General features: G+C 73.1%; 7 protein-coding genes. 3 read left to right on the top strand and 4 right to left on the bottom strand.

Annotation, left to right across the window (positions count from 1 at the left end):
- Positions 1 to 91 precede the first annotated feature (91 nt).
- Positions 92 to 15,559, bottom strand: coding sequence for an SDR family NAD(P)-dependent oxidoreductase (locus ACIO6U_RS21550; RefSeq protein WP_401721343.1), 15,468 nt, complete (start codon positions 15,557 to 15,559; stop codon positions 92 to 94).
- 423 nt (positions 15,560 to 15,982) lie between these two features.
- On the opposite strand from ACIO6U_RS21550, the gene ACIO6U_RS21545 reads away from it, so the two are divergent.
- On the top strand, positions 15,983 to 17,173 hold the full coding sequence (locus ACIO6U_RS21545) for a cytochrome P450 (RefSeq protein ID WP_401721340.1): 1,191 nt from the start codon (positions 15,983 to 15,985) through the stop codon (positions 17,171 to 17,173).
- Between the two features lie 206 nt (positions 17,174 to 17,379).
- Positions 17,380 to 17,832: a nuclear transport factor 2 family protein gene (locus ACIO6U_RS21540; protein ID WP_391046441.1), complete on the top strand. Its 453-nt coding sequence runs from the start codon at positions 17,380 to 17,382 to the stop codon at positions 17,830 to 17,832.
- Positions 17,833 to 17,947: 115 nt separating this feature from the next.
- On the opposite strand, the gene ccrA is transcribed toward ACIO6U_RS21540, so the two are convergent.
- The 3 genes from ccrA to ACIO6U_RS21525 all read right to left on the bottom strand — a co-directional run bounded on the left by ccrA (position 17,948) and on the right by ACIO6U_RS21525 (position 23,144).
- Positions 17,948 to 19,288 (bottom strand): crotonyl-CoA carboxylase/reductase, encoded by a 1,341-nt coding sequence (gene ccrA / locus ACIO6U_RS21535; RefSeq protein WP_355332739.1) that lies wholly within the window; start codon positions 19,286 to 19,288, stop codon positions 17,948 to 17,950.
- 28 nt (positions 19,289 to 19,316) lie between these two features.
- A complete protein-coding gene (locus ACIO6U_RS21530) occupies positions 19,317 to 22,130 on the bottom strand; it encodes an AAA family ATPase (RefSeq protein ID WP_401721336.1) in 2,814 nt (937 codons plus the stop codon).
- A gap of 252 nt (positions 22,131 to 22,382) precedes the next feature.
- Positions 22,383 to 23,144 carry a thioesterase II family protein gene (locus ACIO6U_RS21525; protein ID WP_401721333.1) on the bottom strand — a complete coding sequence of 254 codons (762 nt, stop codon included), beginning with the start codon at positions 23,142 to 23,144 and terminating at the stop codon, positions 22,383 to 22,385.
- A 303-nt stretch (positions 23,145 to 23,447) separates the two neighbouring features.
- On the opposite strand from ACIO6U_RS21525, the gene ACIO6U_RS21520 reads away from it, so the two are divergent.
- Positions 23,448 to 25,079 carry an FAD-dependent monooxygenase gene (locus ACIO6U_RS21520; protein WP_401721330.1) on the top strand — a complete coding sequence of 544 codons (1,632 nt, stop codon included), beginning with the start codon at positions 23,448 to 23,450 and terminating at the stop codon, positions 25,077 to 25,079.
- Positions 25,080 to 25,225 lie beyond the last annotated feature (146 nt).

The following is a 25,225-nucleotide window of genomic DNA, read 5'->3' as shown; positions in this document are numbered from 1 at the left end:
CATCCGAGGCGTTCCTCCTCCGAGCGGTTACGGGATGTCCTGCGTCGTGTGGCCCGCCCGGCGCTCGTGCCGCCGCGCCGGGCGAGGCCGCTCAGGAGATCCCGAGCTCGTTGTTGATGAAATCCAGCACCTCGTCGGCGGATGCCGACTTCAGCCGGTCGGCGGCACCGGTCTCGCGTGTGCCTGAGCCGGTCTCGGTGCCGGAGTCGCGCCAGAGAGCGAGCAGTGTCTCCAGTCGGCGGCCGACCGCGGCGCGCTGGTCCGCGTCCACCTCCTCGGCCGCGACGGTGGCGAGCTGGGTCTCCAACGCCGCCAGTTCGGCCAGGAGTTCATCGGCACCTGGCGGTCGTTCGTCGGGCAGCAGCGTGCCGAGCAGGTGCGCGGCGAGGGCGTCGGGGGTGGGGTGGTCGAAGACCACGGTGGCCGCGAGCCGCTGTCCGGTGGCGGTGCCGAGGCGGTTGCGCAGTTCGACTCCGGTGAGCGAGTCGAAGCCCAGTTCCTTGAACGCGCGCGCCGGATCGACGGCGGCCGACGATCCGTGGCCGAGCACCGCCGCGACGTTGGTGCGCACCATGTCGACGAGTACGGCGCTGCGCTCGGCGGCGCCGAGCGCGGCGAGGCGCGCGGCCAGGTCCGCGCCGCCCGAACGCTCCGCAGGGACAGCGGCTTTGGCGGTACGGCGCTGCGGGGTACGGCTCGTCAGGCCGCGCGCGAGAGCGCGGAAGGCTTCTCCCGCGGTCTGCTCGTCCGCCGTCTCGGGCGCGAGGCGGGCCGTGACGGCGAGCGGCGTGTCCCAGTTCACGGCCGCGTCGAACAGGCCAATTCCCTGCTCGACGCTCATTGGCACCACACCAGAACGGGCCAGACGTGCCCGGTCGACCTCATCGAGCGAACCGGTCAGCTCGGAGTCGGTGGCCCAGTGTCCCCATGCCATCGACACACCGGCCGCACCACTCGTACGGCGCACGCCCGCCAGAGCGTCCAGGAACGTGTTCGCCGCCGCGTAATTGCCCTGCCCCGCCGTGCCCACCACGCCCGCGAGCGACGAGAACAGCACGAACAACGACAGGTCCAGGTCCCGGGTCAGCTCATGCAGATGCCACGCCGCATCCACCTTCGCGCCCAACACCGCGCGCACCCGGCCTTCGTCCAGACCACCGATCAGCGCGTCGCCCAGCGCGCCCGCGCAGTGCACCACACCACCCAACGGCCGGTCCCCGCCAAAGCGCGCGAGCAGCCCGGCCACCTCGTCCCGGACCGCGGCATCACACGCCACGACCTCGACCCGCGCACCGGCCGCCTCCAACTCCGCCACCAACTCGGCCGCTCCGGGAGCGTCCTCGCCCCGTCGGCTGGCCAGCACCAGATCCCGGACCCCGTACGAGGCCACCAGATGCCGGGCCACCAGCCCGCCCAGCAGACCCGTACCACCCGTGATCACCACCGCACTCGCGGCATCCACCCGGCGGGGAAGACGCAGCACGACCTTGCCGACATGCCGCGCCTGCGACATGAACCGCAACGCCTCGTCCGCCCGCCGTACGTCCCACACCCGCACCGGCAACGGCTCCAGCACACCCTCCGCGAACAACCCCGCCAACTCCCGCAGGATCTCGCCGACTCGCTGCGGGTCCGCCTTCGCCAGGTCGTAGGCCCGGTAGGTCACACCGGGGTGCTCGGCGGCGACAGCCTCCGGGTCGCGGATGTCGGTCTTGCCCATCTCCAGGAACCGGCCGCCACGCGGCAGCAACCGCAACGACGCGTCCACGAACTCCCGCGCCAGGCAGTCCAGTACGACGTCGACTCCGTCGCCCCCGGTGGCGGTCATGAAGGCGTCCTCGAAGGCCAGGGTCCGGGAGGACGCGATGTGCTCGGCGTCAAAGCCCATGTCCCGGAGGGTGTCCCACTTGCCCTCGCTGGCGGTCCCGAAGACCTCGGCACCCCAGTGGCGAGCCAACTGCGTGGCCGCCATCCCCACACCACCGGTCGCCGCGTGAATCAACACCCTTTGTCCGGACCGGAGTTCGCCGAGGTCGGCGAGACCGATCCACGCCGTGAGGAACACCGCGGGCACGGCGGCGGCCTGCTCGAAACTCCAGCCCTCCGGCACCCGGACGACCAACCGCTCGTCCACCACCGCCAACGGCCCGAACGACTCCGGCAGCAGACCCATCACCCGGTCACCCACCACGACACCCGCGACACCGGGCCCGACCTCGACCACGACACCCGCACCCTCGCAGCCGAGCGACTCCTCAGTGCCGACCATGCCCAGACTGACCACGACGTCACGGAAGTTGACACCGGCCGCGCGGATACCGACCCGGATCTGGCCGGGGGCGAGCGGCGCGTCGGCAGCGGGGTGGGGGGCCAGGGCCAGCCCGTCGAGCGTCCCTTCGGAGGCGACCAGTCGCCACGCGCCCTCGGCGGGCGGCACCAAACCCCCGCCACCGGCAGGCGCCCGCACCAGCCTCGGCACCAGCACCTCACCACCGCGCACCGCCACCTGCGGCTCACCCGCCGCCACCGCGACACCGAGCACCACACCGAGCTCCGCGGCCGTGTCCACGTCGTGGTCGGTGTCGACCAGCAGCAGGCGGCCGGGGTTCTCGGCGATCGCACTGCGCACCAGGCCCCACACCGGGGCGTGGACCAGATCGGCGACAGGCTCACCGCTGTGAGTGGACACCGCGCCACGGGTGAGGAGGACCAACCGCGAACCAGCGAACCGCTCCTCGGCCAGCCACTCCTGGACCAGACTCAGCACGCCGGTCACTGCGTCCGCCACCGCACCCGGCACGCCATCCGAGACTGAGACCGGGGGCAGGGCCACGCCGACCAGCGGCGGAACCGACTCTGAGGCGGCGGCCAGGGCCGCGAGGCCCGCTGCCCCCGGCACGAGGACGCAGTCGGCCGTCGCCGCGTCGGCCTCCGTAGGCGTCGCGCGGACCCAGTCCACCCGGAACAGGCCGTCGACCGGGTCCGCGCCGGAACCACGGAGCTGGTCGCCCGATACCGCGCGCAGCACGAGGGACGTCACCGACAGGACCAGGGCGCCTGCGGTGTCGGTCACCGTCACTGACACCGTGTCAGGTCCCGAGGCCCGCAGCCGTAGGCGTACGGAGGTCGCGCCGACCGCGCCCAGCACGACATCGGACCAGACGAACGGCAGCCGGACCGGCGAGCCGTGAGGGTGCTCCAGCAGTACGGCCTGGATCGCGGCGTCGAGCAGGGCGGGATGGATGCCGAACCGGGCCGCGTCCTTGGCCGCGGCCTCCGGCAACGCCACTTCCGCGTACAGCTCGTCGCCGTCGCGCCATGCGGCCCGCAGGCCCTGGAAGGCAGGGCCGTAGCCGTAACCGGCCGCCGCTGCCCGCTCGTAGAAGCCGTCGACCGGCACCGGCTCGGCGCCCGGCGGCGGCCACGCGGTGAGCGTGTCCGGGGTGTCAGGGCTGCCGTCGAGCAGCGTGCCGGCGGCGTTACGCGTCCAGGGCCGGTCGCCCGGCGCGGCGCTCTCCGCGCGGGAGTGGATGCCGAGTTCGCGCCGTCCGTCCGCGTCGGGCGCGCCGACGGAGACCTGCACCTGTACGCCGCCGCCCTCCGGCACCGCCAACGGCACCTGGAGCGTCAACTCCTCGACCCGCCCGGCCCCGACCTCGTCCGCCGCGCGCAACGCCCATTCGGCCAGGGCCGCGCCCGGCACCAGCACGGTCCCCTCCACCCGGTGATCGCCCAGCCACGCGTGCGACGCCAGCGACAACCGGCCCGTGAACACGACCTGATCCGAATCCGCCAGGCGCACCACCGCACCCAACAGCGGGTGATCGACGGCCTCCTGCCCGAGCCCGCTGGGATCGCCGCTGCGGCTGCCCTCACCGGTCAGCCAGTAGCGCTCGTGCTGGAAGGCGTACGTGGGCAGGTCGACGTGGTGGGCGGGGGTTCCGGCGAAGACGGATCGCCAGTCGACGGGGAGGCCGCGTACCCAACCCTCCGCGAGAGACGTCAGGAACCTTTCCTGGCCGCCCTCTTCGCGGCGGAGGGTGCCCAGGGCGACGGCGTCCGACCCCGCGTCCTCGAACGTCTCGGCCAGACCGACAGCGAGAACCGGGTGGGGGCTGGACTCCACGAAGTAGCCGAACCCGTCCGCCAGTAGGGCCCGGACGGTCTCGTCGAAGCGGACTTCCTGGCGGAGGTTGGTCACCCAGTACGCAGCGTCCAGCGTGCTCGTGTCGATACGGCCGCCGGTCACCGTCGAGTAGAACGGCACCTGCGACGACTGCGGCTCGATGCCCGACAGAGCCTCAACAACCTCGTCACGGATCGCGTCCACCTGCACCGAGTGCGACGCGTAGTCCACATCGATACGACGCGCCCGTACGCCCTCGGCCTCACACGCCGTCAACAGCTCATCCAACGCGCCGGGTTCACCCGAAACGACCGTGGACGAGGGCCCGTTCACCGACGCGACAGAAATACGGCCGTCCCAGCGCGCGATCCGCTCCCGTACGTCCTGCGCGGGCAGCGCGACCGACACCATCCCGCCTCGGCCCGACAAGGTCCCGCGAATCGCCTTCGCCCGCAGCGCCACGACCCGCGCCGCATCCTCCACGGAAAGAGCGCCAGCGACACACGCCGCCGCGATCTCACCCTGACTGTGACCGATCACCGCACCCGGCTCAACGCCCACCGACCGCCACACCTCGGCGAGCGACACCATCACCGCCCACAACGCACCCTGAACAACGACCACATCGTCCAGAGCCCCGCTACGAATCGCCTCCACCACCGACGACCCCACATAAGGACGCAGCGCCGCGTCACACTCCGCCAACCGCGCCCCGAATACCGGCGAGGAGTCCAACAACCCCATCGCCATCCCCGCCCACTGCGACCCCTGACCAGGGAACACGAACACCACCCGGCCGGGGTCCCGCACCGTCGCGCCCGACACCACGCGGGCGGCCGGGGTGTCGTCGGCCAGGGCGCCGAGCCCCGAGACGGCCTCGGCGATGTCCGGGGCCAGCACCACGCTCCGGTGCTCCAGGGCGGTGCGGGACGTCGCGAGGGAGAGGCCGACGTCCGCCGGGGAGTTCTCCGCGCCGCCCGCCTCGACGAAGAACGCCAGGCGTCCGGCCTGTCCGCGCAGCGCGTCCGCCGACCGCGCGGACACCACCCACGGCACCACCGTCAGCGACCCCAACGGGCCTGCCTCCGGCGCGGCGTCGGGCTCGGAGGTCCGCGACGGCTCGGCCTCCTCCAGGATCACGTGCGCGTTCGTCCCGCTAATGCCGAACGACGAAACGGCGGCCCGGCGCGGGCGGTCGCCCGGGGACCAGTCCTGGGAGTCGGTCAGCAACTCGACGGCGCCGCTCGACCAGTCGACGTGCGGCGTCGGCTCATCCACGTGGAGCGTGCGCGGCAGCACACCGTGGCGCATCGCCTGGACCATCTTGATGACGCCCGCGACCCCGGCGGCGGCTTGCGTGTGGCCGATGTTCGACTTCACCGAGCCCAGCCAGAGGGGCAGTTCACCGGCCCGCTCCTGCCCGTACGTCGCGAGCAGCGCCTGCGCCTCGATGGGGTCGCCCAGTGCCGTGCCGGTCCCGTGCGCCTCGACGGCGTCGACATCGGCGGCCGTCAGACCGGCGCTTTCCAGGGCGGCCCGGATCACCCGCTCCTGCGAAGGCCCGTTCGGGGCGGTCAGCCCGTTCGACGCGCCATCCTGGTTCACCGCGGAGCCCCGCATCACCGCCAGCACCTGGTGACCGTTGCGCCGTGCGTCCGACAGCCGCTCCAGCAGCAGGACACCGACGCCCTCGCCCCACCCGGCACCGTCCGCCGCCGCCGAGAACGCCTTGCTGCGGCCGTCGGGCGCCATGCCCCGCTGGCGGCTGAACTCCACGAAGACCCACGGGGTCGCCATGACGGTGACGCCTCCGGCCAGGGCGAGCGAGCACTCCCCCGACCGCAGGGCCTGCGCCGCCAGATGCATCGCGACCAGCGACGACGAGCACGCCGTGTCCACCGTCATCGCCGGACCCTCGAAACCGAAGGTGTACGAGACCCGGCCGGAGGCGACGCTGCCCTGCGTGCTGGTGACGGCGTAGCCCTCCAGTTCTTCGGGGCGGTCGCCGGTGGAGCCGTAGTCGTGGTGCATGACGCCGGTGAAGACACCCGTCGAACTGCCCTTCAGCGAACCAGGATCAATACCCGCCCGCTCCAGCACCTCCCACGACGCCTCCAGCAGCAACCGCTGCTGAGGATCCATCGACAACGCCTCACGCGGAGACACCCCGAAGAACCCCGCATCGAACTCACCCGCGCCATAGAGGAACCCACCCTCACGCGCATAACTCCGCCCCGCCACACCAGGATTCGAATCAAACAACCCCTCAACATCCCACCCCCGGTCCACCGGGAACCCCGACACCGCGTCCCCACCCGAAGCAACCAGCGACCACAACTCCTCAGGCGAACCCACACCACCCGGATACCGGCACGCCATCCCCACAATCACCACCGGATCGGTGTCACTGTCCGGAGCGGGCGCCCGGACTGCCGCGTCGGTCGGGGCCGTTGCCGCCAGCTGGCCCGGCCGGTCGGTGCCCAGCACGAGGGTGCGGAGGAAGCCGGTGAGCGCCTGGGGCGTCGGGTAGTCGAAGACGATGGTGGCGGGGAGCCGGAGGCCGGTGGACGTGGCGAGGGCGTTGCGGAGTTGGAGGGCGGTCAGCGAGTCGAAGCCGAACTCCTTGAAGCTGCGGCGCGCGGAAATCGTGTCCGGTGTCGGCAACGCGAGGACGGCTGCGGCCTGTTCACGGATCAGATCGAGCAGGAGCCGGTCCTGTTCCTGCGGGTCGAGGCCGGTGAGGCGGTGCCGCAGGTCGCTGGCGCTGTCGGCCGGTGCGGCAGCGGCGGCGGTGCGCCGTGCGCGGACCAGGCTGCGGAAGGCGGGCCGCAGGGAGCCGCGGGCGGCCTCGGTGCGCAGGGCGGACAGGTCGAGCGAGACGGGGACGAGGCAGGACGTGTCGGTGGCCGTGGCCGCGTCGAACAGGGCCAGGCCGAGGTCGGCGGCCAGCGGCCGGACGCCGGAGGCGCGCAGCCAGGCGAGGTCGGCGTCGTCCAAGTGGGCGCGCATGCTGCCGACTTCTTCCCACAGGCCCCAGGCGAGGGAGTGCGCGGGCAGGCCCTCGGCGCGGCGGCGCGCGGCGAGGGCGTCGAGGAAGGCGTTGGCGGCGGCGTAGTCGGCCTGGCCGGGGTTGCCGAAGGTCGCGGCGATGGAGGAGAACAGCACGAACAGCGACAGGTCCAAGTGCCGGGTCAGCTCGTGCAGATGGACCGCCGCGTCCACCTTCGGCGTGAGCACGCGGGACAGTTGGTCGTCGGTGAGGGACAGCACGAGTCCGTCGTCGAGCACACCGGCCGCGTGCACCAAGCCGGTCAGCGGCCGGTCGGAGGGAACGGAGTCCAGCAGGGCGGCCAGCGCCGTTCGGTCGGCCGCGTCGCAGGCGACGATGTCGACGGTCTCCGCGCCGTCGGCGCGGAGCCGGGCCCTGAGGTCGGCGGCGCCGTCCGTGTCGGGTCCGCGGCGGCTGGTCAGGACGAGGTGCCGGACGCCGTGTTCGGTGACCAGGTGACCGGCCAGCAGCGAGCCGAGGGCGCCGGTCCCGCCGGTGATCAGGACCGTGCCGTGCGGGTCGGCCTCGGCGGTGTGCGGGTCGCTCTGGGTGCCGGGCGTCTCGGACGCGGCGCCGGGGGTGGCGCGGACCAGCCGGGGCAGCCGTGTCTCGCCCGCGCGCAAGGCGATCTGCGCCTCGTCCCGCGCGACGGCGGTGGCGACGGCCGTGGCCAGTGCGTCCCGGGACGCCGGTGTGTCGTCCGTGTCGACCAGGACGAGGCGGCCGGGGTGCTCGGACTGGGCGCTGCGGATCAGGCCCCAGACGGGTGCCGTCGCCAGATCGGCGACGGCCTCGTCGGGTCCCGCCGCCACCGCCCCGCGCGTCAGCACGACCAGGCGCGACGTGCTCAGCCGCTCGTCGCCGAGCCAGGTCTTGAGCAGGGCCAGCGCCTCGGCGGTCGCTGCGTGGGCGCGGGCGGGCAGTGCCGCGTCGACCGGCGTACGGCCCGGCGTCCCGCCCTCGTGGGCCGCCGTCCCACTCCCGTCGCCGAGGAAACCGTTCGCGCCGACAGGCTGGCCGCCGTCGTAACCCGACGCCCCGCTCCCGTAACCGTCGCCGTCGCCCGGCGCACCCTTCGCGCCGCCCGGCTCCTCGTGCCCCCACCCGCCGAGCCGTACCAGTGCCGTCGGCGGCGCCTCGATGGCGCCCGCGTCGATGCGGGCGAGCAGCTCCGCGATGTCGGGCACGCCGTCGTCGCCCGTGCCGGGACCGACGGCCAGCCATTCGGCGGCGCGCTCCGCGGTCGCGGCGGGCTGCCAGTCGAGCCGGAAGAGCGCCTGGTCCGCGGGGGTGTTCGCGGGGCGCCCAGCGGGGCTCAACTGCGCCTCGCCGACGGGCAGCAGGGTGAGCGCCTCGATGGACGCGACGGGCGCGCCGGTGGCGTCCGCGAGGGTCAGGGCGACGGTGTCCGGGCCGTCGGGAGTGACGCGGACGCGGACCGCCGAGGCGTGGACGGCGTGCAGGGCGAGCCCGCGCCAGGCGAACGGCAGCCGCAGGCCGTCCACATGGGCCAGGCAGATGTGCAACGCGGCGTCCAGCAGGGCGGGATGGACGCCGTACGATCCGGCTTCGGTGGCCTGCTCGTCGGCGAGGGCGACGTCGGCGTAGAGGTGCTGACCCGACCGCCAGGCGGCGCGGACGCGGCGGAAGGCCGGACCGTAGCCGTAACCGGTCGCGTCCAGGTCCGCGTAGAACTCCTCGACGGGCACCGGCCGGGCGTCGGCCGGGGGCCAGGCGGTCAGGGGTTCGGGAGCGGCGGGCGCCTCGGAGGCGAGGACGCCCGCGGCGTGCCGGACCCAGGGGCCGGTGTCGACGCTTCCGAAGTCGTCGTGCGCGTCGGCGCGGTCGGGTCGTGAGTGGATTCGCAGTTCGCGGCGGCCGGTCGTGTCCGGTGCGCCGACGGTGAGCTGGAGGTGCACGCCGTCCTGGCCCGTGAGGACCAGCGGTGCTTCCAGGGTGAGTTCCTCGACCTGGGCGCATCCGGTCAACTCAGCGGCGTGCAGGGCCAGTTCGGCGAACGCCGCGCCGGGCAGCAGCACCGTGTCGAGAGCGGCGTGGTCCGCCAGCCACGGATGGGTGCGCAACGAGATCCGGCCGGTGAGCAACAGGTTTTCGGTGTCGGCGAGTTGTACGGCCGCGCCCAGCATCGGGTGCCCGGTGGCGGACAGGCCGAGGCCGTCCGTTCCCGCGCCCGCGCCCGCCGCCGACTCCAGCCAGTACCGCGCCCGTTGGAAGGCGTAGGTGGGCAGGTGGACGCGGCGCCCGTCGGTCGCGGGCAGCAGGCGGGTCCAGTCGACGCCGGGCAGGCCGCGGACCCAGCCTTCGGCGACGGAGGTGAGGAAGCGGTCGGCGCCGCCTTCGTCGCGGCGGAGCGTGCCGAGGGCGAGGGCGTCGGTCCCGGCGTACTCGAACGTCTCCTGCATGGCGGGGGTGAGTACGGGGTGGGCGCTGATCTCGACGAAGAACCGGAAGCCCTCGTCGAGGAGTGTGTGGACGGCGGTCTCGAAGTCGACCGGCCTGCGGGCGTTCTCGAACCAGTAGTCGGCGTCGAGCCCGTGTCCGTCGAGCGCGCCGCCGGTGACGGTCGAGTAGAACGGGACGTCGCCCGCGGCGGGCGTGACGTCGGCGAACATCTGCGTGATGCGGTCGCGCAGCGGGTCGACCTGGGCGCAGTGCGAGGCGACGGTGGAGCCGATGACGCGGGCCCTAATCCCCTCGTCCTTGCAGGCGGCGACGAATTCGGCGAGCGAGGTCTCGTCCCCGGCGACGGTCTGCGCGGTGGGTCCGTTGCGTCCGGCCGCGGTGAGGCGGCCGTCCCACGCGGCCAGCCGCTCTTCCAGCGCCTGCGCGCTCAGCGCGACCGAGGCGACGGCGCCGTTGCCGACGAGTTCCTCGCCGAAGAGCGCGCTGCGCAGGACGACGATGCGGACGGCGTCGGCGAGGGTGAGGGCGCCCGCGACGCAGGCCGCGGCGATCTCGCCCTGGCTGCTGCCGACGACGGCGGCCGGCTCGACGCCCGCGGCGCGCCACATCGCGGCCAGGGACACGTTGACGGCGAACAGCACCGGTTGGAGTACGTCGATCCGGTCGAGCGGCGGCGCGTCCGGGGCGGCGCGCAGCACAGCGGTGGCGGACCAGTCGACGTAGGCGGCCGCCTCCCGCTCGCACTCGGCGAAGCGGCGGGCGAACACCGGTGAGGTGTCGAGGAGTTCGGCGGCCATGCCGCGCCACTGGGAGCCCTGGCCGGGGAAGACGAACACGGTCCGGCCGCGCAGGTCGGCCGCGCCGACGACGGCGTGGGGGGTGGGCGCGCCGACGGCGACGGCGGTCAGCGCGTCACGGGTACCGTCGGGGTCGGCGGCGAGCACGACGGACCGGTGTTCGAGTACGGCGCGGGCGGTGGCCAGGGCATGGCCGGTGGCGGCCCGGCCGTCACCCGTGCTCGCGGGGCCGTCTCCCCCGGCCTCGCCCGTCCAGTCGCGGAGACGGGCGGCCTGGGCGCGCAGCGCGGCGGCCGACTGTCCTGACACCGGCCACGGTGCGGGGGCGCCGGTGAGGATCGGGAGCGCCCGCGGGTCCCCGGCCCCGCCCTCGGAAGCGGAAGCGGATACGGAGTCCGAAGCGGATACGGACTCGACCTCGACCTCGGCCTCGGACGCGCCGGGCGCGGCCGGAGCGCTTACGGGAGCCTCCGCCTCCTCCAGGATCACGTGCGCGTTCGTGCCGCTGATGCCGAACGACGAGACGCCCGCGCGCCGCGGCCGTTCCCCGCGCTTCCACGCCACCGGTTCGGTCAGGAGCGTGACGGCGCCGGACCAGTCGACGTGCGGCGAGGGAACGTCCGCGTGCAGAGTGCGGGGCAGCTCCTCGTGGTGCAGGGCCTGCACGATCTTGATCACGCCCGCGATGCCCGCCGCGGCCTGGGTGTGCCCGATGTTGGACTTGACCGAGCCGAGCCGGAGCGGCCGGTCCTCGGGGCGGCTGCGCCCGTAGGTGGCCAGCAGCGCCTGCGCCTCGATCGGGTCGCCGAGCGTCGTGCCGGTGCCGTGCGCCTCGACCACGTCCACGTCGGCGGCGGCGACCCGCGCGTCGGCGAGCGCGTCACGGATCACCCGCTCCTGCGAGGGGCCGTGCGGCGCGGTCAGGCCGTTGCTCGCGCCGTCCTGGTTGGTGGCGGAGCCGCGGATCAGGGCCAGCACCTGGTGGCCGTTGCGGCGCGCGTCGGAGAGCCGCTCGACCACGAGGACGCCGACGCCCTCGGACCAGCCGGTGCCGTCCGCGGCCGCGGAGAACGCCTTGCAGCGGCCGTCGGGGGACAGCGCCCCCTGTCGGCTCAGCTCCACGAACATGCCGGGCGTGGACATGATCGTGACGCCGCCCGCGATCGCCATCGTGCACTCGCCCGACCGCAGCGACCGTACCGCCCAGTGCAGTGCGACCAGGGACGACGAGCAGGCCGTGTCCAGGGTGACGGCCGGGCCCTCGAGGCCCAGCGTGTAGGCCAGCCGTCCCGAGGCGACGCTGGTGAGGGTGCCGGTGAGCCGGTGGCCCTCGACGCCGTCCGCGCCGTACTGGAGCTGCGGCCCGTACTCCTGGAACATCGCGCCGAAGAAGACGCCGGTGCGGGTGCCGCGCAGGGACAGCGGGTCCATCCCGGCGCGCTCCACCGCCTCCCACGAGGTCTCCAGCAGCAGGCGCTGCTGCGGGTCCATGGCCAGGGCCTCGCGCGGCGAGATCCCGAACAGCCCGGCGTCGAAGTCCGGTGCGCCGTCGAGGAATCCGCCGTGCCGGACGTAGCTGGTGGCCGCGCGCCGCGCCTGCGGGTCGTAGAGGCGCTCGATGTCCCAGCCGCGGTTGTCGGGGAAGTCGCCGATGACGTCCCGGCCGTCCGCGACGACGTCCCACAGCGCCTCGGGCGAGTCGACGCCGCCGGGCAGTCGGCAGGCCATGGCGACGATGGCGATCGGGGAGTCGTCGGCGTCCGGGTGGTCAGCGGGGGGCGCCGCGGTGTCGTTCGCCGCGGGTCCCGCGTCGAGCAGGGCGGCGCGCAGGTGGCGGGCGAGCGCGGACGGCGTGGGCTGGTCGAAGAGGACGGTGGCGGGCATCGCCACCTCGGCCTGCTCGGCGATCCGGTTGCGGAGCTGGACCGACAGGTGCGAGTCGAACCCGAGGTTCTTGAAGGTCTGTTCGGGGTCGAGCGCGTCCGGCGACGGCTGTCCCGCGACCGCCGCCGCGTGCGCCAGAACGAAGCGCAGCAGCGTCGAATCCCGCTCGGCCGGGCGCAGCGCGGCCAGTCGGGCGGCGAACGAGGAGGCGGCGGCGGCCGGTTCGGCGCCGGAGTCCCGGTCCTCGTCGTGCTCGGCGTCCCTGATGGTGCGCCGGGCCGGTACGGCGGCGGTTCCCGCGCGTCGGCGACGGCGGCCGGTCGCGGTGTCCAGCCAGTGGCGGCGGCGCTGGAACGCATAAGTGGGCAGGGCCACTTGGGCCGGGGCCGTGTCGGCGAACACGGCCTGCCAGTCGACCGGCAGGCCGCGTACCCAGCCCTCGGCCAGCGAGGTCAGGAAGCGTTCCTGGCCGCCCTGGTTCCTGCGCAGCGTGCCGAGCGCCACCGCGTCGAACCCGGCGTCCTCGAACGTCTCGGCCAGGCCCACCGCCAGCACGGGGTGCGCGCTGGCCTCCACGAAGTAGCCGAACCCGTCCGCCAGCAGCGCGCGTACGGTCTCGTCGAACCGCACCTGCCCGCGGAGGTTGGCGAGCCAGTACGCGGCGTCCAGCTCCCGGGTGTCGAGCCGGCCGCCGGTGACCGTGGAGTAGAAGAGCACGTCGGACGCCACCGGGGTGATGCCGGCCAGGGCGTCCAGCACCTCCTCCCGGATCGCGTCGACCTGGACCGAGTGCGACGCGTAGTCGATGTCGACGCGCCGGGCGCGAATGCCCTCGGCGTCGCAGGCGGCGCGCAGTTCGGCGAGCGCGTCCAGCTCGCCCGACACCACGGTGGAAGAAGGCCCGTTGACCGATCCGACGCACAGCCGGTCGCCCCAGCGGGTGAGGCGTTCGAGCACCGCGCCGACGGGCAGCCCGACCGAGAGCATCCCGCCGCGGCCCGACAGCGACGCGCCGATCACCTTCGCCCGCAGCGCGACCGTCTTCGCCCCGTCCTCGACGGACAGCGCGCCCGCGACGCAGGCGGCGGCGATCTCGCCCTGGCTGTGCCCGATGACGGCGCCGGGCTCGACACCGGCGGCGCGCCACACCTCGGCCAGCGACACCATCACCGCCCACAGCGCCGACTGGACGACGACCACGTCGTCCAGGGCGCCCTCCCGGATCGCCTCGACCACCGAGCTGCCGAGATACGGGGCCAGCGCCGTGTCGCACTCCCCCATCCGGGACGCGAACACCGGTGAGGTGGCGAGCAGTTCCATCGCCATGCCCGCCCACTGCGAGCCCTGGCCCGGGAACACCAGGGCCACCCGGCTGCCTCCGGCGCGCACCGCGCCGCTCACGAGACCGGCCGCGGGCATGCCGGTGGCGAGCATGCCGACGGCGCTACGGGCGTCCGCGGGTCCGGCCGCGAGGACGACAGCGCGGTGCTCGAACGCCGCCCGGGAGAGGGCGAGGGCCCGGCCTACCGGGCGCAGGCTCGACGGGCCGCCGCCGTCGGCGGAGTCGGAGCCGGAGTCGGAGCCGGAGCCGGAGCCGGAGCCGGCATGAGCATCGGCATCGACATCGGCGGATTCGGCGGATTCGGCATCGGCGGATTCGGCGACGGCGAGCAGGCGTTCGGCCTGGCCTCGCAGCGCGGCGGCGGACCGCGCGGACACCGGCCAGGGCACGAGGTCGAGTTCACCGAGCGGTGACCGTTTCGCGGGGGCGGCGACCGGGGCAACCGCTTCGGGGACGACGGAGGCCGAGGCCGCGGCCCATTCGCCCACCACCACATGGCAGTTGGTGCCTCCCATGCCGAAGGAGGAGACACCGCCCAGCAGCGGCCGGTCGGCGTCGGGCCAGGCGGTCGCCCCGTCCCCGGTCTGCACCCGCAGGCGGAGGTCCGCCAGCGCGATCTCCGGGTTCGGGCGGCGGTAGTTGAGGCTCGGCGGCAGTGCCCGGTGCTGGACGCTGAGGATCAGCTTGAGCAGGCCGGTCACGCCCGCCGCGCCTTCCAGGTGGCCGACGTTGGTCTTGACCGAGCCGACGGCCAGCGGCGCTCGCGGGTCGCGGCCGGCGCCGAGCACCGTACCGAGCGCGCGGGCCTCGACCGGGTCGCCGACGCGGGTGCCGGTGCCGTGCAGTTCGACGTACTGCACCTCGTCCGGCGCGACCCCGGCCTGCCGGTAGGCGCTGCGCAGCAGGTCTTCCTGCGCCGCCTGGTGCGGGCTGGTGAGGCCGGGGCCGCCGCCGTCGTTGTTGACGGCGCTGCCGAGCAGCACGCAGCGGATCGGGTCGCCGTCGGCGACGGCGTCGCTCAGCCGCTTGAGGACCAGGACCGCGCCGCCCTCGCCGCGGACGTAGCCGTTGGCGCGCTCGTCGAAGGTGTAGCAGCGGCCGTCGGGAGAGAGAGCGCCGAAGGCGGTGATCCGCTCGGTGGTCTCCGGGACGAGGTTGAGGTTCACGCCGCCGGCCAGGGCGACCGCCGACTCGCCGGAGCGCAGGCTCTCGCAGGCGAGGTGGACCGAGACCAGCGAGGAGGACTGCCCGGCGTCGACGGTCAGGCTCGGGCCGTTGAGGCCCAGCGCGTAGGAGATGCGGTTGGCGACGAGGCTGCGGTGCAGGCCGGTGAGGGTGTGGGCGGTGGCCGGTCCTGACCGGGCGCTGAGGGTCGCGTAGTCGTCGGCGATGACGCCGAGGAACACCCCGTAGGCGACGGGCCGTCGAGCCGTCTTCCCCGGGTGCTCCGCCGAGGCGGCCTCGGGGGTCCCGGGCCTGGAGGCGGGGTGCAGGGCGGCGAGGCCCGCGTCCTCCAGCGCCTCCCAGCCCAGTTCGAGCGCGAGTCGCTGCTGGGGGTCCATCTGGGCGGCCTCGCGGGGCGTGACGCCGAAGAACTCCGCGTCGAAGCCCTCGATCCGCTCGGCGTCCAGGAAGCCGCCGCGCTGTGGACCGGCCGCGCCCGGACCGCCCGGATCTCCCGGATCTCCCGGACCGCCCTTCCCGATGTCCGAATCGACGTCCGGCTCGGCGTCCGCGCCGCCCTCCACCGGCCAACGGGGCGCGGCGAGTTCGGTCACGGCGTCCGCGCCGCCGCGCAGCAGGTCCCAGAACGCCGTCGGGTCGTCCGCTCCCGGCAGTCGGCAGGAGACCCCGATGACGGCGATGGGTTCGCCCGGCCCGGCGGGGTCGCCGCCGTGTCCGTTCAGCGAATTCCGGTCGGCATTTGTGTCCGCCACCAGTACGTCAGAGCTCCTTCGGAATCCCACGACCCGGGGGGTGATACAGGTCGCACGAAAACGCCAGACTTTCCACCGCCTCGGTGGAATGCGGAGTGCGCGTCCCGATCGCCTCGGAATTGTCGCCCTCCGCGCCGTCATCCGTGGTTGCGGACAGGACGGACGTGGACCGGTAATCGATCCCATCAGCGTTCAACTGGCCAGTCAACCGGGGTCATTGACCGCACGACCCCTGCCCCCGCGGGGGTACCCCCTAAAACACGGCCCCCACCCCCTATACCTATTCCGGGGTTTGAGCCACTGCCGCACGCTGTTACCGTCCACGGGCGATGAAATTCGGAATAATTCCTCATTCGCGGCGTGAAACAAGTGTCCGGCCACGGCCGCATCCGCACGCCGCGCGTCATACGCTGGGAGTCTCGCGTGACCGATTCCGCTGTGTCGCTGAGCCCGCCGTCTGCCGCCGACGGCGGCGCTGAACTGTTCGCGTGGCTGCGCCGCATGCGCGACGACCATCCGGTGTTCCGCGACGAGAACGGCAGTTGGCACGTCCTGCGGTACGCGGACGTGCAGCGGGTGCTGTCGGACCAGAAGGACTTCTCCTCCGACCCGACCCCGGTGTCACCGAAAGCGGCGGAGATCGCCCGCGGTGACCTGGCCCAGATCGACCCACCGGAGCACCACCACCTGCGACGCGGGATCAGCCGGGTGTTCACGCCCCGCACCGTGGCCGAACTGGAGCCGCGGATCGCCGAGATCGGCCAGGAACTGCTCGGCGCCACCGACGGCATGGACCGTTTCGACCTGGTGCGGCATCTGACCCATCCACTGCCGGTGATCGTGATCGCCGAGCTGCTGGGCGTACCGGCCGAGGACCGGCCGATCTTCCGGCACTGGGCGGACCGCATCATCGCCGCCAAGATCGTCGGCATCGACCTGCCGGAGAACTACGAGCGCCTGCGGACCGCGATCGAGGAGATGGACTACTACCTCGACGGCATGCTGGAGGAGCGGCGGTCCCGTCCCGGTGACGACCTGCTCAGCAAGATGGCCACCAGCGAGGTGGACGGCGAGCCGCTGTCGTCGGAGGAGGCCGTCAACTTCGCCCGGCTGCTGCTGATCGCCGGGCACATCACCACGACGATGATGCTGAGCAGCGCGATCCTGTGCTTCGAGGAGCACCCGGAGGCAGCCGCCGCGCTGCGCGCCGACCGCTCGCTGATCCCGGCCGCGCTGGAGGAAGTGATGCGCTACCGGCCGCCGTTCACCATCACCGGCCGGTACACCACCCGGGACGTGCCGATCGGCGGTGTGGTCATCCCCGAGCGGTCGATCGTCATCCCGTGGCTGGCGTCGGCCAACCGCGACGAGCGGCAGTTCGAGGACCCGGACCGGTTCGACATCACCCGTACGCCCAACTCGCACGTCGCGTTCGGCAAGGGCATCCACTTCTGCATCGGTGCGCCGCTGGCCCGGCTGGAGGGGCGCGTGGCCCTCAATCTCCTCCTTGACCATTACCAGGACGTGCGGCTCGACCGCAGCGAGCCGCTGGAGTTCTACGACCGGAACTTCTTCGGAGTGAAGTCGCTGCCGGTGTCGGTCGTCCACACGTGACCGCCGTGGCCTCCCCTTCAGGTCCCGACGGCCCTCGCCCTGCGCCCGGCCGTCCGAACGCCTTCCCGACCGCTCTCCCGAATTCCCGTCCCAGCTCTCTCCCGACCGTCCTCCCGACTTCCCGTCCCACCCCTTCTTCGACCGCCCGTCCCACCCCTTCCCCGACCGCCCGTCCCACCGCCCTCCCGACCATCGGAGCAGCCACGATGACCGACGAGAAACGGGCCAAGTGGCTCATTCTCGAACACTGTCGGATGATCAACGACGGCAATGTGGAGGGCCTGCTCCAGCTCTACGCCGAGGACTGCACCTTCGAGGACCCGGTGGGCAACGGCGAGCAGCACGGCCTGCACGCGCTCAGCCAGCGCGCCGCCGCCGCCGTCTTCTCCGGCGCCTTCGAGGACGCGGCCATGCCGGTGGCGTCCAAGGACGGCCAGTGGGCGTCGGTGCCGATGGTCTCGACCTTCAACTACCTGCCGCTGGCAGGTCCCGCGATGACCGAGTCGGGCCTGCTGCCGCCGATCCCGCCCAAGGACCCGGAGGAGAAGATGATCCGGGTGAACATCGTGATGACGATCCACGTCAACGAAGTCGGCCTGGTCGACCGGATGATGGCGCTGTACGGCAGCTCCGACGTCACCCTCATCGACCGGAAGTGACGGACCGCTGACCGCCCCCGGCCGGGCGGAGCGACACGGTGGCGGGGCCCCCCCCGGGGGGGGGGGCCCCCCCCGGGGGCCCCCCCCCCGGGGGGGGCCCCCCCCGCCGCCGTTGTCAGCCCACCGGGGTACGGAACCGGTTGATCTCCGGCAGGTGCCGCTCACGCGTCTCGGGGTCGGTCACGCCGAGCCCCTCCTGGGGCGCCAGGCACAGCACGCCCACCTTCCCGCTGTGCTCGTTGCGGTGGACGGCGCGGGTCGCCTCCCCGGTGGCCTCCAGCGGGTAGACCGTGGACAGCGTCGGGTGCACCATCGCCTTGGTGATGAGGCGGTTGGCCTCCCACGCCTCGCGGTAGTTGGCGAAGTGCGAGCCGACGATCCGCTTCAGCGACATCCACAGGTACCGGTTGTCGTACTCGTGCCGGAATCCGGAGGTGGACGCGCACGTGACGACGGTGCCGCCGCGGCGGGTGACGAAGACACTGGCGCCGAAGGTCTCCCGGCCGGGGTGCTCCAGCACGATGTCCGGGTCCTCGCCGCCGGTCAACTCCCGTATCCGGCCGCCGAACCGCTTCCACTCGCGCGGGTCGGGCGTCTGCGGGTCCTTCCAGAACCGGTAGCCCTCCGCGGCCCGGTCGATGACCAGCTCCGCGCCCATGGCCCGCACCAGCTCGGCCTTGCGCGGGTCGGAGACCACGCACACCGGCACCGCCCCGCCGTTCAGGGCCAGTTGGGTGGCGTACGAGCCGAGGCCGCCGCCCGCGCCCCAGATCAGGACCACGTCGCCCTGCTTGAGCGAGGCGCCGTTGCGCGAGACGAGCTGGCGGTAGGCCGTGGAGTTGACCAGCCCGGACGACGCGGCCTCCTCCCACGTCAGGTGCGCGGGTTTGGGCATCAACTGGTTGGACTTGACGAGCGTCAGCTCCGCGAGGCCGCCGAAGTTCGTCTCGAAGCCCCAGATCCGCTGCTCGGGGTCGAGCATCGTGTCGTCGTGCCCGTCGGCGGACTCCAGCTCCACGCTCAGGCAGTGCGCGACCACCCGATCACCCGGCTTCCAGTTGCGCACACCGGGCCCCGTGCGCAGGACCACCCCGGCGACGTCGGAGCCGAGGACGTGGTACGGCTGCGCGTGGCGCGCCGCCTCGGGGCTGCTGCGCGCGTACCGGTCGAGGAAGGTGAACGTGGGCAGCGGTTCGAAGATCGCGCTCCAGACCGTGTTGTAGTTGATCGCGCTGGCCATCACGGCGATCAGCACCTCACCGGGGCCGGGTTCCGGGGTGGCGACGTCGATGGTGTGCAGGGACTTGGCGGGGTCCTTCTCGCGGGTCTCCAGCCCCTCGAACATGTCGGTCTCCTCGCGGAGCACGGCCGCGCCGCGGTAGCTCTCCGGCACCGGGAGCGCGAGGAAGTCCTCGGCTCCGGCACCCGCGCGCACGGCGTCGATGATCTGCTGCATGAGCGGTCCTCCCGTTGTGACCCGGCGGTCAGGCGATCTCGTTGGTCGGCATGTGCACTTCCAGCGGGAGTTGGTGCCGCCTGGTGATGTTGAGCTTGCGGTAGACCCGGGTCAGGTGCTGCTCGACGGTGCTGATCGTCACGAACAGCTTCGCCGAGATCTCCCGGTTGGTGTATCCGCAGGCCGCCAGGGCCGCGACCCGCTTCTCGGAATCGCTGAGCTTCGCCTCGGCCTCCGCGCCCAGCGCGTCGGCTGCGACCGGTTCGGCGAGCGCGGCGGCGGCCGGGGCGAGATCCTGGGCCCGCTCCCGCTCGCCCTCACGCAGCCGCTGCCCGGACTCCGCGCACAGCGGTTCCGCGCCGCACTCGCGGGCCAGGTGCAGGGCCCGGCGGGTGACGGCGATCGACCGTGTGGTCTCTCCCAGTTCGCGGTACGTCTCGCCCAGCACGCCCACGGTGCGGGCCAGTTCGAGCCGGTCGCCCGACCGGTGCAGGTCCTCGACCGCCCTGGCCAGCAGCGACGGCCGGAGCTTGAGATCGACGCTCTGCGCGCGCAGCCGCAGCGTGACGCCGCGCACCCGCGGGTGCACCGCGTCCGGCATCCGCAGCTGGTCCACGATCAACCGCTCGGCGCGGTCGGGCTGTTCGAGACGGCACAGCGCCTGCGCGGCGTCGGTGCGCCAGGGCAGCAGCACCGGTCGGTCGACGCCCCAGCGGACGGCGAAGCGGCCCGCGGTCTTGAAGTCGGTGAGCGCGGCCTCGGGTTGGCCGGTGGCCAGGTAGAAGTGGCCGCGCGCCCGCAGGTATCCGAGACCGTAGACGCTCTTGAGCAGGGCGTCGGGAATCGGCTGGTTGAGCCGCCGGGCCGCGGCCGTGTAGTCGCCCGCGGCCGTGTGCGTGAGGATCAGCACGGCCAGCGGACCGCCGACGAAGAAGCTCCCGTTGTGGGCGGAGACGCTGTTCAGCGACTCCTGCGCGTACTGCGCGGCGGCCTCCAACCGTCCTCCGCGCAGCGCGATGTCGGCCCGCAGGCCGGCGAACACCGCCCGCCAGCCCGGCGCCCGCCGCCGGTCGGCCTCCTCCTGGAATCTGCGGCAGGCGTCGTCGGCGGCTTCCAGCCGGTCGCCGAAGTACAGCGACACCACGGCGTTGACGATCGGCGTCAGCGTCACGTCCATCAGCGGGGACACCCGCAGAAAGCGTTCGGCCGAGGTCTCCACGCCGGTGTCGGGCGACAGGACCGGGCAGCGCAGCGACCCGTCGGGGGACGGATGCGCCACCGCGTCCGCGGATATCGGGTGGTCCTGCAACCCGGGGTCGCCGCCCTCGCCGCACCACTGCCCGGCCAGGGGCGTCAGTTGACCGAGCGCCGCCTGCGCCGCGCCCCACTGGCCGGACGACGCCCTCGCCTTGAGGCCGCCGAGGATGGCGCGGGCCTCCTCGAAGCGGCCGTGGCTGATCAGCAGGTCAGCGAGACCGGCGGCGGTGTGGGCGGGCAGCCGGGTGGTGGCCGCGGAGGCGACCAGTTCCGGCAGGTGCCTGGCCTCGGCCGCGGCGGGGTTGATCCGCCACAGCACGGCGGCCAGCCGCAGCCTGATGTCCGTACGCACCCGCTCGTCGTCGCACCCGGCGCAGGCCAGCTCCAGGTAGTCGATGGCGAGCGGGGCGTCGTCCTCATGCAGCGCGGCCTCCGCGGCCTCCCGCAGTACGGCCGCTCCCCAGGAGCCGGGCACCTCGCCCCCCGCGAGCAGGTGCGCGGCCACCGCCGAGGGGCGGGCGCCCTGGTCCCTGAGCAGACCGGCGACCTCGCGGTGCAACCGGCCGCTCTCGGCCGCGTCCAGGCTGTCGCGGACCACGGCCCGCGCCACCGGGTCGCGGAAGCGCGGGCCGTCCACGATGCCCGCGGACTCCAGTGCCTGCAACGCCTCGTCGACGCTCCAGGAGGTGGCCTCGGAGACGCGCCCGACGGACTCGGTGTCGGCCGCCTCGCCCAGCACCGCGACGGCGGCAGCCACCTCCCAGGTGTCCTCGCCTCCGCGGCGCAGGCAGGTCAGCAGCGCCTGTCCGAACAGCTCCCCGGCGAGCGGCGGGGCGATGCCCGGCGGCCAGTGGGCCACCGCGCGATGGCAGTCCTCGAGACACGCCCGCAGCAGCAGCGGATTGCCGCCGGTCAGCCGGTACAGCTCCGCGGCGTTGACCGCTCCGGCGGGCAGATCGGTATACGCGGCCAGGATCTGGGCCACGCCGTCCTGGTCCAGGGGCAGCAGCCGCAGCCGGTGCACCTCTGGCTGACGCAGCAGCTCGACGGCGAACTGCGGGTCCCGCGGTCCGCCGTGCAGCGGCTGGGTGAGCACCATCAGGACACGTCCGCGCCGGGTCAGCCGGGCGAGCTGGAGCAGACACCGCAGCGACTCGGCGTCGACGTGCTGGAGGTCGTCGACGGCGATGACCACCGGTGCCTGCTCGGCCATGTCCTTCACGGCCGCGGCGAGTTGGCGGGCGAACCGGCCGGTTCCCTGGTCGGTGGCCCCGTCGGGCGGTACCGGTGGCGCGGTCGACGGCGGCACGCCGTCCATCAGTTGGGAGACGGCGCCCAGGGGTGTGCCGGCCTCGGCGGGCGACCCCGCCGCGCACAGCAGGGTGACCCCGGACCTGGTCGCCTCGTCGATGACCCATTCCAGGGTCTGGCTCTTGCCGCAGGCGATCGCGCCCTCGACCAGAACCGTTCTCCCGCTGCCGGACATGACATCCCGCAAGGAATTGCTCAAAAACTCTAACTGCGCTTCACGCTGAATAAATTCCACGACAGTGAACAGCCCCCGTTCAAACCGTTCAATTCGCATTACCCAAAAGACACCGGGAACGCAACAAAGCGCCTGCGGGTGTGAACCCCGTGGCACAGATGATCCTCATCTATCCCAAACAGCCAACTCCCACCGTATCCGAAAGCCGAATCGACTCTATCGCGGCTTTCCGAAGATCGGGCAACCTCGGCGCGTTAAGGAAGCGGAAGAAGTCGGCCATCTCCGACTCGGCCGCATCCGGGTCGGCCACGGCCGGCCCGGTCACCGCCAACCCGGTCACCGCCGGATCGGTCACACCGGCACGCCGAGCCGGTCGCGTAACCCGGCGATCACCGCCGGCCCCTCGGCCACCAGGTAGAAGTGGCCGCCGGGGAAGACCTCGATGTCGAACGGGCCCGCGGTGTGCCCTGCCCACGCCTCCGCTTCCGCGATCTCCACCTGCGGGTCGCGGTCGCCGACGAACGCGGTGACCGGGCAATTCAGCGGCGGCGCCGGGCGCGGCGCGTAGGTCTCGATGGCCCGGTAGTCACCGCGGACCGCGGGCATGATCATGCGCACGATCTCGTCGTCGGCGAGCAGATCGGCGTGGGTACCGGCGAGTCGGCGCAGTTCGGCGACGATGCCGGCGTCGTCCCGCCGGTGGACCGGATCGGGCAGCGGACGGTGGGCGGAGGGCGCGCGGCGCCCGGAGACGAAGAGCCGGGCCGGCTCCACCCCATGGTTCCGTTTCAGCCGCAGGGCCACTTCGTAGGCGACGACCGCGCCCATACTGTGGCCGAAGAACGCGGTCCTCCGGTCGACCATGGGGGCCAGCGCCTCGGCGGCCAGGTCGGCCAGGTCGTGCAGGTCCTGGACCGGTTGCTCGGTCCTGCGTTCCTGCCGTCCCGGATACTGCACCCCGATGACTTCGACATCCGGTTGCAGCGCGCTGGAAACGGGGAGGTAAAAACTTGCCGAGCCTCCGGCGTGCGGAAAACAGACGAGTCTGCGGGGTTCACTTCCGGGCGGAGCTGGGTGATAGCGGCTGAACCATGCCTCGCGGTTCACACACATCTCCAATTCGTACAAATCCGCCCAACGTGCCCAAGGAGTGCCATGCATGCGGTTTCGAAACTAGTTCGGCTCCGCACTCGCCAGTAACCCCTAATCCGGCGAGCGCCACCCCTATGAACGGAAAATGGCGAGGCAGGGGTGGCCGAAACCGGCAATCCGCGAGGACCGCTCGACCGGCTGCCCGACCGGCGGCGGTGGCGCGTCGGGCCCCGGCCGAATTTGCCGCGGGGGCGGAGGGCGGGACGGGGTAGGCGAGGGCCAGGCCGTGTCGCCAGGACACGCATGAGGTCTCGCGGAGGATCGATGGAAGCGAACACCGTTGACGGCGGCGCGAGTTGCCAGGTTCTGGTGGTCGGTGCGGGGCCCACCGGGCTGTTGGTCGCCGAGGAGCTGGTCCGGCGCGGTGTGCGGGTCCGGCTGATCGAGCGGTCCACCGAGGAGAACACGCAGAGCAGGGCGTTGGTGGTGGGAGCCCGCACCCTGGAGGTGCTCGACGACCTCGGGATCGCCGAGGAGGCGGTCGACCGCGGCCGGATCCTGCGCCGTATCGACGTCCATCCCGGCCCGGACGACGTCATCCCGCTCGAACTGGACGGCATCCGCTCGCCGTTCCCCTTCGCGCTCTCCCTCCCGCAGCCGGAGGTGGCGGATTTACTGGAGACGGCCGCGCGGCGGCAGGGCGCGGTCGCCGAGCGCGGCACCGAACTGACCACGTGCCGTCAGGACGCGGACGGCGTCACCGCGACCCTGCGGATGCCCGACGGCGCGGAGCGCACGGTTCGCGCCGACTGGCTGATCGCCTGCGACGGGGCGCACAGCACCGTACGGCGGACGGCCGGGATCGCCGGCGACCACCGTGATCTGCACCGCGCCTTCCTGCTCGCCGATGTCGCGGCCGACTGGGAGCTTCCCCAGGACCGGCTGCATCCCTGGCTGGGCGGCCACGGCATCCTCGTCCTGCTTCCGCTCCCCAAGCCCGGCCACTGGCGTGTCATCGCCGATGTCCCGTCCGGCTCCGACGCGCCGGAACCGGACGAGGACATGCTCAACCGGCTGCTCGCCGAGCGCACCCCGCTCTGCGGCGCCGACGGCGGCAGCGCGATCTCCCGTGTGGACTGGCTGAGCGGTTTCGAGGTGCGCGAGTCGCTGGCCGAGCACTACCGGCAGGGGCGGATCCTGCTGGCGGGGGACGCGGCGCACACCCACAGCCCGGTCGGCGGACAGGGCATGAACGTCGGCCTCCAGGACGCGCACAATCTGGCCTGGAAGCTCGCGCTGGTCGTGCAGGGGCGGGCGGGCGCGGGGCTGCTGGACTCCTATGAGCAGGAGCGCCGTCCGGTGGCGGACCGGGTGCTGCACGCCACGACCCGCGCCACGAAGGTGGCCACGACGCACGCCCCGGTCGCCCGTACGCTGCGAGCGCAGGCACTGCGGCTGATCAGCAGGACCCCTCCCGTACGGCATCGGCTGGCCCTCGGCGTCACCGAGCTCTTCGTCGACTACGAGCACAGCCCGCAGGTCGACCGCGCCCGCAGGTCCGGCGCGGGCGGACCCGGCCCCGGCGACCTCTCCCCCGACGCGTTCGTCCACGACGGCACGGGCTTCACCACGCTGCGGCACCGGCTGCGCGGCAGCGAACACGCCCTGCTGGTGTTCCTCGGGTACGAGGACGACGAGCGGCGGATCGCCGAGGTGACGCGGGCGGGCCGCGAGGCGCTCGGGGACTTCGGCACCGTCGTCGCGGTGAGCCGGACCCGCGGGAAGGGCGACCCCGACCGGTCGCTGCTCGGCGACCGGCACGGCGCCTGCCACCAGGCGTTCGCGGCCACCGGCCCCGGCCTGTGCCTGCTCCGGCCCGACCGCTTCATCTCCCACCGCTCCCAGGGCTGGGACATGTCCGGAGTACGGGACCGGCTGGCCGCCCTCGCACGCTGACCGGGAGCGACGGCGCCTCCGCCGTCCGGGGCCGCGCGGCCCCGGACGGCGGGCGGGCGAGGTCCCGCGCACGCCGAGGAGACACCCGTGTGACGATCCCCACTCGAACACCCGTTTCCCCGGTCCTCCTCCGGGCACGCGCATAC

It is taken from the genome of Streptomyces sp. NPDC087422 (assembly GCF_044744145.1).
Taxonomy (GTDB): domain Bacteria; phylum Actinomycetota; class Actinomycetes; order Streptomycetales; family Streptomycetaceae; genus Actinacidiphila.
This window is presented reverse-complemented; position numbering and strand designations above follow the sequence as displayed.